General features: G+C 63.2%; 9 protein-coding genes. 3 read left to right on the top strand and 6 right to left on the bottom strand.

Going from position 1 to position 11,809, the window contains the following annotated elements:
* Nucleotides 1–65 precede the first annotated feature (65 nt).
* A complete protein-coding gene (gene chvE / locus HDE76_RS00275; RefSeq protein ID WP_304624832.1) occupies nt 66–1,055 on the bottom strand; it encodes a multiple monosaccharide ABC transporter substrate-binding protein in 990 nt (329 codons plus the stop codon).
* Here chvE and HDE76_RS00270 point away from each other — a divergent pair.
* From HDE76_RS00270 to HDE76_RS00260, 3 genes are all read left to right on the top strand, one after another.
* Nucleotides 1,054–1,491, top strand: a complete 438-nt coding sequence (locus HDE76_RS00270; RefSeq protein WP_184505754.1) for a hypothetical protein — start codon at nt 1,054–1,056, stop codon at nt 1,489–1,491. The genes chvE and HDE76_RS00270 overlap by 2 nt on opposite strands.
* Before the next feature lie 65 nt (nt 1,492–1,556).
* On the top strand, nt 1,557–2,705 hold the full coding sequence (locus HDE76_RS00265; protein WP_184504680.1) for an aldose epimerase family protein: 1,149 nt from the start codon (nt 1,557–1,559) through the stop codon (nt 2,703–2,705).
* 13 nt (nt 2,706–2,718) lie between these two features.
* Nucleotides 2,719–4,515 carry an IlvD/Edd family dehydratase gene (locus HDE76_RS00260; protein ID WP_184504678.1) on the top strand — a complete coding sequence of 599 codons (1,797 nt, stop codon included), beginning with the start codon at nt 2,719–2,721 and terminating at the stop codon, nt 4,513–4,515.
* Nucleotides 4,516–4,580: 65 nt separating this feature from the next.
* Here HDE76_RS00260 and asnB read toward each other — a convergent pair whose 3' ends face one another.
* The 5 genes from asnB to HDE76_RS00235 all read right to left on the bottom strand — a co-directional run bounded on the left by asnB (nt 4,581) and on the right by HDE76_RS00235 (nt 11,750).
* The gene (gene asnB / locus HDE76_RS00255) at nt 4,581–6,263 is read right to left on the bottom strand and encodes an asparagine synthase B (RefSeq protein WP_184504676.1); all 1,683 of its coding nucleotides are present in this window, start codon (nt 6,261–6,263) and stop codon (nt 4,581–4,583) included.
* A 387-nt stretch (nt 6,264–6,650) separates the two neighbouring features.
* A complete protein-coding gene (locus HDE76_RS00250) occupies nt 6,651–7,025 on the bottom strand; it encodes an STAS/SEC14 domain-containing protein (RefSeq protein ID WP_184504674.1) in 375 nt (124 codons plus the stop codon).
* Nucleotides 7,026–7,131: 106 nt separating this feature from the next.
* Nucleotides 7,132–8,904 carry a single-stranded-DNA-specific exonuclease RecJ gene (gene recJ, locus HDE76_RS00245; RefSeq protein ID WP_184505653.1) on the bottom strand — a complete coding sequence of 591 codons (1,773 nt, stop codon included), beginning with the start codon at nt 8,902–8,904 and terminating at the stop codon, nt 7,132–7,134.
* On the bottom strand, nt 8,901–9,827 hold the full coding sequence (locus HDE76_RS00240) for a phosphoglycerate mutase (RefSeq protein WP_184504672.1): 927 nt from the start codon (nt 9,825–9,827) through the stop codon (nt 8,901–8,903). Before HDE76_RS00240 ends, recJ begins: the two co-directional genes overlap by 4 nt.
* Nucleotides 9,828–9,833: 6 nt before the next feature.
* Nucleotides 9,834–11,750, bottom strand: a complete 1,917-nt coding sequence (locus HDE76_RS00235) for an ATP-binding cassette domain-containing protein (RefSeq protein ID WP_184504670.1) — start codon at nt 11,748–11,750, stop codon at nt 9,834–9,836.
* Nucleotides 11,751–11,809 lie beyond the last annotated feature (59 nt).

The following is an 11,809-nucleotide window of genomic DNA, read 5'->3' as shown; positions in this document are numbered from 1 at the left end:
GAATGATGAGGAACCGAAGCGCCGGTCACGGGCAAACCGACGACCGGCGCTTCGGCGAGCGACAATTACTGCAGCTGTGCCGGCGTGTAGTAGCCGCTGTCGATGAGCACCTGCTGATAATTCGCCTTGGTGACAACCGTGGGCTGGAACAGATAGGTCGGCACGGTGATGACCTTGTTGTTGTAGCTCTTGTCGTCGTTCGTTTCCGGTTTCTTGCCAGTCAGGATGTCGTTGGCCATGACCGAAGCCTGGTCGGCAAGCTTGCGCGTGTCCTTGTAGATGGTGGAGTACTGCTGGCCGGCGATGATCGACTTGACCGACGCAGCCTCGGCATCCTGGCCGGTGATGATCGGCAACGGCTTGGCGGACGATCCGTAACCCGCACCCTGCAATGCCGAAATAATGCCGATCGACATACCGTCATAGGGCGAGAGCACGCCATCGAGGCTTGCGCCGTCGGAATACGACTTCGCAATCAGGTTCTGCATGCGGGCCTTGGCGGTCGCCGGATCCCACTGCAGCGTGGCGACCTGGGTGAAACCGGTCTGGCCGCTCTTCACGACGATGGAGCCGTCGGCGATATAAGGCTTGAGGGTATCCATCGCGCCGTTGAAGAAGAACGTGGCGTTGTTGTCGTCCGGGCTACCGGCAAACAGCTCGACGTTCAACGGGCCCTTCTTGTCGGTCTTCTTGCCATCGGCATCGAGCAGCCCAAGGCCGGTCAGCAGGCTGTTGGCCTGATCGACGCCAACCTTGTAGTTGTCGAACGAGACGTAATAGTCGACATTCTTGCTGCCGGTAAGCAGGCGATCATAGGAAATGACCTTGATGCCGGCCTTGGCAGCTGCGTCGAGCTGATCGCTGAGCGAGCCACCGTCGATCGATGCGACGATCAGAATCTTCGCGCCCTTGGTGATCATGTTGCTCACCTGGAGAACCTGCTGCGGAATCTTGTTGTCGGCGTACTCGAGGTCGACCTTGTAGCCGAGCTTTTCGAGGTCTTCCTTCACGGCGTTGCCGTCCTTGATCCAGCGCTCGGATACCTTGGTCGGCATGGCGACTCCGACCAGCGCACCTTTGTTATCGGACGACGCGGCTGCGCTATCCGAGCCTCCGCGGCCGCCGGAACAGGCGGCGAGCGAGAACGCCAAACCCATCGTTGCGATGCCGATCAGTAATGTTTGTGCCTTCACGGTGAGTACCTTTCAGTTGATTTCAGGACGTCTTCATCGGTGTAGTGCTGATCGGTCCGCATTGTCCGGTTGCGGAACGGTACGCCGCCCTGGAAACAGGCGGCCAGTTTTTCTTGTCATCATCGAAGCCAGTCTGCCATCCCGCTGCATCAACGGCTGGTTACCGACGGCAGCAGCCACGCTTTTTCATCGTCCCAGCCTGGCGCCGTTGGGAGGACGCAGCGCGCAGCATTTCGATCGCCTTTCGATGGATGGAATGTTCTTTACTGCGACGCGCATCATCGCTTATCTTGTCTGAGTAATAGACTATCCACGCAATCCTCATGCGTCAACGACCACTCGCGAAACCAAACAGGAGTAGATATGAGCATCTCGCTTAAGATCACATCCGCCGGCGTTTTAACCGTATTAATGGCGTGTAGTGGACACGTTTTCGCAGCAGAAGCAAGTCGCGCTGCAGCAGGACAGCTGAAAGACGGAACCAGCGTCGACGCGATTACACTGAGTAATTCACACGGCGTCAAAGCGAGGATCCTCGCCTATGGCGCCACGCTGCAATCGCTTGTCGCACCGGACCGCAACGGCAAGCCGGCGGACGTCATTCTGGGCTACGACGATCTGAGTTCTTACGTCGATCATCCCAACTTCTTTGGCGTGACCGTGGGACGCTACGCCAACCGCATTGCCGGTGGCCGATTTGCGCTGAACGGCAAGACCTATCAGCTGCCGCTCAACGACAAGACCAACAGCCTGCACGGCGGAGGCAACGGTTTCGATAAAGTCCTTTGGAAAGTTGTTTCAGTGAAGAGCGGCCCCGTTGCCAGCGTCGTTCTCTCGCATCACAGTGCGGACGGTGATTCGGGTTATCCCGGCAATCTCGATGCCACCGTTACATACACGCTCGACGAGAGCGGCAACCTCGCCATCCGGTTCGAGGCAAAAACGGACAAGCCCACCATCGTCAATATGACGAACCACGGCATCTTCAATCTCGCCGGCGAAGGTTCGCCCGGTGGCGCGATGAATCAGCGCCTCACCATTCCGGCAAGCGCGATCACGCCGGTCAATGCCACGCTGATACCGACCGGCCAGCTGCGCCCGGTTGCCGGCACGGTGTTCGACTTCCGCACGCCGCGCGTCATTGCCGATGGCCTTCGCGACGGTCGCGACGAGCAAATCGTTTTCGGCCGCGGCTACGACCACAATTTCGCACTCGACAAAGGCGTGACCAAGACGCCGCAGCTGGCCGCACGACTGGAAGACCCCGCCTCCGGCCGCGTGCTGGAGGTGTTGAGTACCGAGCCCGGCGTACAGTTCTATACGGGTAACTTCCTCGACGGCACCTTTATCGGCAAGCACAGCCACGTCTACCGGATGGGCGACGGCGTCGCGCTGGAGCCGCAGAAATTCCCCGACGCGCCCAATGAGCCAGGCTTTGTCTCGGCTCGCGTCGATCCGGGCAAGCCTTACGTGCACAGCATGATTTATCGCCTCTCCACGCTTCCTGAGTAATCCGCAGCCCACCATGAACAATCCCGCCCCACCCAAGCTTCGCTCGCGCGCCTGGTTCAACAATTCCGACAATATCGACATGACCGCGCTCTATCTGGAGCGCTATCTCAACTTCGGCCTGTCGTTGGAAGAACTGCGTTCGGGCAAGCCGATCATCGGGATCGCCCAGACCGGCAGCGATCTTTCACCGTGCAATCGCCACCACATGGTGCTGGCCGAACGCGTGCGCGACGGTATCCGCGAAGCAGGCGGCATACCGCTGGAATTCCCGGTGCACCCGATCCAGGAAACCGGCAAACGCCCCACTGCCGGCCTCGATCGCAACCTCGCCTATCTGTCCCTTGTCGAGGTGCTTTACGGCTATCCCATCGACGGCGTAGTGCTGACCATCGGCTGCGACAAGACCACACCCGCCTGCCTGATGGCGGCGGCGACGGTGAACATCCCGGCCATCGCGCTTTCGGTCGGCCCCATGCTCAACGGCTGGCACAAGGGCGAGCGCACCGGCTCGGGCACCATCGTATGGAAAGCGCGCGAGCTGCTGGCCACTGGCGCCATCGACGAGGATGGCTTCATCAAACTGGTGGCGTCGTCGGCGCCGTCGACCGGCTACTGCAACACGATGGGCACGGCGACGACGATGAACAGCCTGGCCGAAGCGCTCGGCATGCAGCTGCCCGGCTCGGCAGCGATCCCGGCGCCCTATCGCGACCGGCAGGAAATCGCGTACTACACCGGCAAGCGCATCGTCGAGATGGTGGCCAAGGATCTGAAGCCCTCGGACATCCTGACGCGCGAGGCATTCCTCAACGCGATCGTGGTCAATTCGGCCATCGGCGGATCGACCAACGCGCCGATTCATCTCGCGGCGATCGCCCGCCATATCGGCGTGGAATTGGCGATCGACGACTGGCAGACGTACGGCCATAAGGTACCGTTGATGGTCAACCTGCAGCCGTCGGGCGAATACCTCGGCGAGGATTTCTATCGCGCCGGCGGCGTACCCGCGGTCGTGGCGGAGCTGATGAAGCAGGGTCTGATTCACGAGGATGCGATAACGGCAAACGGCAAAACCATCGGCGACAACTGCCGCGATGCGACGATCGAAGACGATCGGGTCATCCGCCCGTTCGCCGACCCGTTGAAAAAAGATGCCGGCTTTATCGTGCTGCGCGGCAATCTGTTCGACAGTGCCATCATGAAGACCAGCGTGATCAGCCCGCAGTTTCGCGAGCGCTACCTCAGCAACCCGCAAGATCCCGAAGCCTTCGAAGGCCCTGCGGTGGTATTCGACGGACCGGAAGATTACCACCACCGTATCGACGATCCGGCGCTCGGCATCACCACCGACACCCTGCTTTTCATGCGCGGCGCCGGGCCGGTCGGATACCCGGGCTCGGCCGAAGTGGTGAACATGCGTCCGCCCAACTATCTCATCCGCGAAGGTGTGCACGCCCTGCCTTGCATCGGCGACGGTCGTCAGTCGGGCACCTCGGGATCGCCATCGATTCTCAACGCCAGTCCGGAGGCCGCCGTGATGGGCGGACTGGCGCTGATCCGCACCGGCGATCGCGTCCGCATCGACCTCGGCAAGGGCACCGCCAACGTGCTGATCAGCGATGAAGAGCTGGCCGAACGGCGGCGTGCACTGACCGAGGCCGGCGGCTACGCCTATCCCGCCTCACAAACGCCATGGCAGGAAATCCAGCGCAAGATCGTCGGTCAGATGGAAACCGGCGCCATTCTCGAAGGCGCTGAAAACTATCAGCAGATTGCTCAAACACGTGGACTGCCGCGGGATAGCCATTAGCCGATCGCGGTTGTAATGCGACCGGGTGCCGAAGCCTGCGTGCAGGCCTCGGCACTGAAGAACTCTCAGGCCAGCGCGTCGTCGTGTACGCCGCGCACCGCACGACCGGACGGATCCGCCGCGTGGGCAAACGCCGGGTCCCAGGCCAGCGCCGCTGGCGACGAGCAGGCAATCGACTTGCCGCCGGGCACGGTGGCGGCGCACGCCTCACCCGGAAAGTGCTGCTCGAAAATGCGGCGATAGAAATAGGCTTCCTTGGTGGCCGGCGTATTGAACGGATAGCGCGCAGCGGCGGCAGCAAATTCGCGATCGGTCACGGCCTGCTCTGCTTGCACTTTCAGTCCATCGATCCAGCCGTAACCCACGCCGTCGCTGAACTGCTCTTTCTGACGCCACAGGATTTTTTCCGGCAGCGCGCCGTCGAAGGCTTCGCGCAGTACGCCCTTTTCCATCTTGCGGTTGGATGGACCGCTCTTGTCGACCATCTTGTGCTGTGCGTCGATCCGCATCGCCACGTCGATGAACTCCAGATCTAGAAACGGCACGCGCGCCTCGACGCCCCAGGCCATCATCGCCTTGTTGGCGCGCAGGCAGTCGTAGCTGTGCAGTGCGTCGATCTTGCGCACGGTTTCCTCGTGGAACGCCTCGGCCGACGGCGCCTTGTGGAAATACAGGTAGCCGCCGAACAGCTCGTCCGAGCCCTCGCCCGAAAGCACCATCTTCACGCCCATCGCCTTGATGCGGCGCGCCAGCAGGTACATCGGTGTGGCAGCACGGATGGTAGTGACGTCATACGTTTCGATATGGCGAATCACTTCGGGCAGCGCGTCCAGCCCTTCCCAGAAGGTATAGACGAAACCGTGATGCACGGTGCCCAGCGCATCGGCGGCGACCTGTGCCGCGGCAAGATCAGGCGAGCCTTCGAGGCCAATCGCAAACGAATGCAACCGCGGCCACCAGGCCTCGCTGCGATCCTCGTCCTCGATGCGTTCGCGCGCAAAGCGGGCGGCGCACGCGGCGACCAGCGAGGAATCTAGACCACCGGACAGCAGCACGCCGTAAGGCACGTCGGTCATCAGCTGGCGGTGCACGGCCTGCTCGAACGCAAGTTTCAAAACTGCCGGCTCGACCGACGATCCCTGCGTATGCGCATAGTCGCGCCAAGGCTTCACGTAATACTGGCGCAGTTCGCCGCTGGCGCTGTCGTAGATATGCCCTGGCGGAAACGCCGCGACATCGGCACAAAGACCGACCAGCGATTTCATCTCCGAGGCCACACACAGACGCCCGTGCGCATCGTGGCCCCAGTACAACGGACACACGCCGATCGGGTCGCGCGCGATCAGGTAGCGCTGCGCTGCGCCGTCCCACAGCGCAAAGGCGAAGATGCCGTTGAGCTTGTTGACGAAATCGGTATCGCCATCGCGGTACATCGCGCTGATGACTTCGCAATCGGAACCGGTGGTGAAGTCGTAATCGCTGCCGGCACGCAGCTCGCGGTGGTTGTAGATTTCGCCGTTGACCGCCAGCGCCAGCGCGCCGTCGCGCGAGCGCAGCGGTTGCGCGCCGCTGGCCGGGTCCACGATGGCGAGGCGTTCGTGCACCAGGATCGCGCCCGCGTCCACAAACACGCCGCTCCAGTCCGGGCCGCGATGACGCTGCCGCAGCGACAGCTCCAACGCATGGCGACGCAACTGTGCCAGGTCATCACCGGATTGCAGGTCGAACATTCCGAAAATCGAACACATTGCATTTCCCCTTTTGCTGGTCTGATCAGAAATTTAGCCCTGCCGGGAATGGCTCCTGCATTTCCGGCATACCGGCCATCCCTGGCCCGCCGGAAATTACTCCTGCATTTCCGGCATACCGGCCATCCCTGGCCATAACGAAGAAGGCCCGCACTGGGCGGGCCTTCTTCGCGTGTCTTTCGTGAAATCCGAACTACGCGAAGGCCCGCCAACGGCTGGCGTTATTATTCGCGTTGTTATTGGTGTTGCCGGCAAGCACGACGAACTGCGCGACAAGCGCGTCGGGGGTCGAGTAGCTGACAATCATTGAAATCATGGCCCGACTAAAACAGATACGGCGTCCCAACGCAAGCGCGTTGATGCGACGGGCTGCGCAAATGTCGGCAACTAGACGCGCGGTGGCTCGCTGATCCAGCCGATCGCCTGTGCCAGTTCGACATTGCTGAACAGGCGGAATTCCGCGGGAATCGCAAAACCCATCGCCGTGGCCGTCATCCGCAGCCACTGCACATCGGTGACCAGCGCCACCCGATCCCAGCCGCTGAGGTGACGCATGCCGAGTTTGGCGTCATCCCACATGGCACCTGGATCGAAACCCGTGAACTCCGGACCGATGTGATAAATCAGACGCAGCTTGCGGTTCAATGCAAACGCCGCTTCGACATCCGGCACGATGATGCGCGCATAGTCGTCCGCTGTGACCTGGCCAATGGCGCGAAAGCCGAGCGTACCCGCCGGCAGTCCCTGCATCTGTTCGATCATCGCTTGCTCCTTGGAATAGTGAATGAATCAGAATCTAGCAGCAGCTTGCTTCGATCGTCGTGAATAACATACCCGACGTCGGTGGGCAGTCAGGCCACCTATCGTTTTAGATCGCTTCGATATGCCGCAACAGCAGCCGCGGCGTTTCGCGACCCTGCCAGTCGTTGATGGTCAGTTCGTATACCGCGCGCAAACGCGTCGGCGGTGGCATACCGTGGTAAGCGTTGAACATCACCGCATCGTGCATGGCGCCGTCGCGCGGATCGCGCAGCTGCAGACAAAGGTGGCGCTCGCCCATCAGCTTCCAGCTCTGGCACTCGAACGCATTGTCGAACAGCGGTTCCGGAAACGCCTGCCCCCACGGCCCGGCCTGACGCAGCTGCCGGGCCAGATGCAGCGACGCGGCGCCGGCAGGCAATTCGCCGTCGGTGTACAGCACGGCCTGCAGTTGATCCGCATCGATCAGCTCACGGGCCACCGCGTCGAACGCGTCAGCAAAACGCGGGTAGTCGCCGGTCTTCAGACTCAATCCGGCCGCCATCGCGTGGCCGCCAAAACGTTCGATCAAGCCCGGATGCCGTGCGTCGATGACGGCCAGCGCATCGCGGATATGGAAGCCGGAAATCGAGCGCGCCGAGCCGCGCAGCTCGTCGGTGTTGTCTTCACTCGCTGGCGCAAAAGCGATCACCGGACGGTGCAACCGATCTTTCAGTTTGGAAGCCACCAGCCCGACGACGCCAGCGTGCCACGACGGTTCGAACAGGGTCACGCCGACGGCATCGGTGTGCGCGGCAGCGTCTGCCATCTGTTCGGCCTCGGCTACCATCGATGCCTGCAGGTCGCGCCGTTCCAGGTTGATGGCGCTGAGCTGTTCGGCGTAGCGATACGCCTGCCCCACGTCGTCAGTGAGCAGGCACTCGATGCCCAGACGCATGTCCTCCAGTCGACCCGCCGCGTTCAAGCGCGGGCCGACGACGAACCCCAGATCGCTGGCGCACAGCGTCGCCACGCTGCGCTTGCCCGACTCGATCAAGGCCGTAATGCCGGCGCAGGCGCGACCGCTGCGAATGCGCTTGAGGCCCGCCTCGACCAGCACGCGATTATTGAAATCCAGCGGTACCAGATCGGCGACAGTGCCTAACGCCACGAGATCGAGAAGGACCGAAAGATCAGGCTCCGTTGCGCCGAATGTACCCAGCTCGCGCAACCTGGCACGCAAAGCCAGCAGCAAATAGAACATCACGCCCACGCCGGCCAGCGCCTTGCTGGGAAAGCTCTCGTTCAAGATCGCGTCGTGCGCGCAAACCTCGCACGGCGGGCTGCTGTGCCCGCATTGGTCGACGTAGACCAGATTGGGATTGACCATGGCGTCGGCGGCAGGCAGCTGCTCGCCGGGCAAGTGGTGATCGGTGACGATGACCTTGATGCCGCGCGCCCTGGCCGCCGCCACGCCCGCCACGCTAGCCACGCCATTGTCGACCGTGACGATCAGCTGCGGGGTCGGCTGCATCGATTCGACCAGCGCCGCGCTGAGCCCGTAGCCGTGGATGAAGCGATGCGGCACGGCGTAACTCACCCGCTTCGCGCCCAGCATGCGCAGGCCGCGCACGGCCACCGCGGTACCGGTGGCACCATCGCAGTCGTAATCGCCGGCAATCACGATGCGCCAGTCGTCGCGGATCGCTTCGACCAGGATCTCGATCGCCTGCGGCATGCCGCCCAGCGCCTGCGGCGACAGCATGCGCGCTAGGCGGTGCTCGACCTGATCGGGCGTCAGCACGCCACGCGCGGCGTAGATCTGCTGCAGCACGACGTGCACCGCATCGGGCCAGCCGCTGGGTACACCGCTGACCGCCCGCCGGCGCAGCTGCGGCGTCATCGACGGGCTGCCCGACGCCACAGGCGCCAACGGTGCCACGGCTTGCTCTGCCAGCGTTCGCCGCTGGCAAAGTGCAGACGCAACGAGTGGCGATGCATCAAGGCTTCGATCACCGGTAACCACGCGGATTCGATATCGCGTATCGGCAAATCCTGCAGATCGATCAGCCATCCATTCGTAGTGGCGGCAACGGCTGCTTCCGTTCGCGCAAGACATTTGATGCCAGCACGCGTGGCCAGTGCGGTGAGCAGCGAATCGTCGCTGATCACACCGGTCAATGTACTGGGCAGCGGCGGCGACAGCGCACCGCCGCCCCACAGCCACAGGCTGTTCACCGGCGCCAGGCCACGCGAGCGCCGCGCGCTATTGAGCGGATGCTGATGCAGCAGCACCTGGATATCGTTGATCAGCACGCGCCAGCGCTTGCCGTCGGCACCCTGCGGCAGGTGCTGCGAGAGATCCTCACCCAGCGCCTGCTCAGGCGCCGAAAACATCGGCAGTTGCGTATTCGGCGGCAGGCGCAGATGCCAGCGATCGGGCGTGGTGATTTCCAGCGCGATGCCCGCGTCGTCGAACGCCGGTTGCAACGCATCGGCAAAGGCGAGCGCTTCGTCCATCGTCAGCTGCAATTGCCCGCAGGCCAGCAGCCGCACGCCGTTCATTTCCGGTTGGACCCAGGCGGGGTCCGCCGACAGCCAGGTATCTGTACCGGCGTCGTGAGCCACATGTTCGCGAGTGATCGCAGCGGCGGCCAAAGCGTTATCGGCGCCAGCGAAGTAATCGCCCAGGCCGGTCAGATAACCGGCGCGTCCATCGCCAAGCCGATCGGCGCGGACCAACAGCGCTCGCAGCGCGCTCTCGGCCTCGGTCGCCGGCAAGACCGGCAACCACATATGCACGGTCGGCTCCGACTTACCCGTCATGCGAACTCATGCTTCCAGCTGCTCCTGCAGTTCCAGCCACTCGGTTTCCAGCGCATCTTTTTCCTTGCGCAGTTCCGTCTGCCGCTGGCCCAGGCGCATCATCTCGCCGGTCGGGCCGTTATACGTAGCGGGGTCGGCCAGCGTGGCTTCGAGCTTGGTCAGTTCGGCGTCGATGGTCGCCGTGCGGGTTTCGATTTTCTTCACGCGCTGCCGCGAGGCTTTTTCGTTCTCGCGCGCAGCGGCATGGTTGCGCTTGCGCTCTTCCGGCGACTCGACCTTGGCGACAACCGCCGGCTTTGCCGCGGCACCGGCCTTCGCGGCCTTCTTGTTGGCCGAACCGCGCGAGCGCAGCCACTTGGCGTAATCGTCCAGATCGCCGTCGAAACCTTCCACCACGCCGTCGGCCACGCGCCAGAAGCTGTCGCAGACCAGGCCGAGTAGATGGCGATCGTGCGATACCAGCACCAGCGCGCCGTCGAAGTCGGACAGCGCGTCGGCCAAGGCCTCGCGCATGTCCAGATCGAGATGGTTGGTCGGCTCGTCGAGTAGCAGCAGATTGGGCTTGTCCCAGGCGATCAGGGCCAGCGCCAGACGCGCGCGCTCGCCGCCGGAGAACCCGTCGACCGACTCGAATGCGCGATCGCCCGCGAAATTCCAGGTACCGAGGAAATCGCGCATCACCTGGGTCGCCACGCCCGGCGCCTTGTCCATCAGATGCTCCAGCGGGCTGGCGCCTTCGCGCAGGCTCTCGACCGTGTGCTGAGCGAAGTAGCCGATCTTCAGATCCTTGTGTGCCTTGCGCTCGCCGCTGAACGGATCGAGTTCGCCGACCAGAGTTTTCACCAGAGTCGATTTACCGGCGCCGTTGGGGCCGAGCAGGCCGATGCGGTCGCCGGCTTCCAGGCTAAAACGCACGTTGTCCAGAATGATGTTGTCCGGGCCGCCCTTGTCGTCGGGGTAACCGGTGACGATGTCCTCGAGCTGCAGCATCGAGTCCGGCAGGCGGTCGGGTTTGGCAAACTGAAAGTGGAACGAGCGCTCCGCGCGCACCGCCTCGGTGCCGGCCAGCTTTTCCAGCCGCTTCATGCGCGACTGCGCCTGCTTGGCCTTGCTGGCCTTGGCCTTGAAGCGATCCACGAAGGACTGCAGATGCGCGCGCTCGGCTTGTTCGCGCTCGTGCGTGATCTGCTGCTGGCGCAGCTGCTCGGCCCGCAGACGCTCGAAGGCGCTGTAGTTGCCGGTGTACATCTTCGCCTTGCCATCGTTCAGATGCATGGTGTGCGTGATCACGCCATCGAGAAACTCGCGATCGTGCGAAATGATCAGCAGCGTGCCCTGGTAGCGCCGCAGCCATTCCTCCAGCCACAGCACGGCATCGAGATCGAGATGGTTGGTCGGCTCGTCGAGCAGCAGCAGCTCGGACGGTGCCATCAGCGCACGCGCCAGGTTGAGCCGCACGCGCCAGCCGCCGGAGAACTCCTGCACCGCCCGTTCGTGGGTTTCCGGCGGAAAGCCCAGGCCGTGCAGCAGCTTGCCGGCGCGCGCGCGGCCGTCGTAGCCGTGCAGTTCCTCGATGTGCTGATGCGCGCGGGCCATCGCCTCGGTGTCGCCGCTTTCGGCAGCGTCGCTTTCTTCCTGGAGCACGGCGGCGAGCTCTTCGTCGCCACCGAGCACGTAGTCGATGGCGGCATCGGGCAGCGCCGGGGTTTCCTGCGCCACCGAGGCCAGCCGCAGCTTGACCGGGATATCCAGCTGGCCCGCATCGCCGTCCAGCTTGCCCTGCAGCGCCGCGAACAGGCTGGATTTGCCGCAGCCGTTACGGCCGATCACGCCCAGCCGCCAACCGCTCTGGATCACCAGGTCGATATCGGAAAGCAGCAGGCGGGTGCCGCGGCGCAAGGCAAAGTGTCGAAAAGCAATCATGGTGTCGCCGGTGTCCGAATCGGGCAGGCCGTGGCCCGCAGCCGCCCATGATAGCGGGG

The organism is Rhodanobacter sp. ANJX3, from assembly GCF_014200755.1.
GTDB lineage: Bacteria > Pseudomonadota > Gammaproteobacteria > Xanthomonadales > Rhodanobacteraceae > Rhodanobacter.
The sequence above is the reverse complement of the archived record's forward strand: the minus strand, read 5'-3'. Positions and strand labels throughout refer to the sequence as shown.

Bases quoted from the DNA above. Each gene is read 5' to 3' on its own strand.
- asnB (WP_184504676.1), bottom strand. From the start codon at position 6,263: ATGTGTTCGATTTTCGGAATGTTCGACCTGCAATCCGGTGATGACCTG.
- HDE76_RS00265 (WP_184504680.1), top strand. From the start codon at position 1,557: ATGAGCATCTCGCTTAAGATCACATCCGCCGGCGTTTTAACCGTATTA.
- HDE76_RS00270 (WP_184505754.1), top strand. From the start codon at position 1,054: ATGGCGACTCCGACCAGCGCACCTTTGTTATCGGACGACGCGGCTGCG.
- HDE76_RS00250 (WP_184504674.1), bottom strand. From the start codon at position 7,025: ATGATCGAACAGATGCAGGGACTGCCGGCGGGTACGCTCGGCTTTCGC.
- HDE76_RS00260 (WP_184504678.1), top strand. From the start codon at position 2,719: ATGAACAATCCCGCCCCACCCAAGCTTCGCTCGCGCGCCTGGTTCAAC.
- HDE76_RS00235 (WP_184504670.1), bottom strand. From the start codon at position 11,750: ATGATTGCTTTTCGACACTTTGCCTTGCGCCGCGGCACCCGCCTGCTG.
- chvE (WP_304624832.1), bottom strand. From the start codon at position 1,055: ATGCCGACCAAGGTATCCGAGCGCTGGATCAAGGACGGCAACGCCGTG.
- HDE76_RS00240 (WP_184504672.1), bottom strand. From the start codon at position 9,827: ATGACGGGTAAGTCGGAGCCGACCGTGCATATGTGGTTGCCGGTCTTG.
- recJ (WP_184505653.1), bottom strand. From the start codon at position 8,904: ATGACGCCGCAGCTGCGCCGGCGGGCGGTCAGCGGTGTACCCAGCGGC.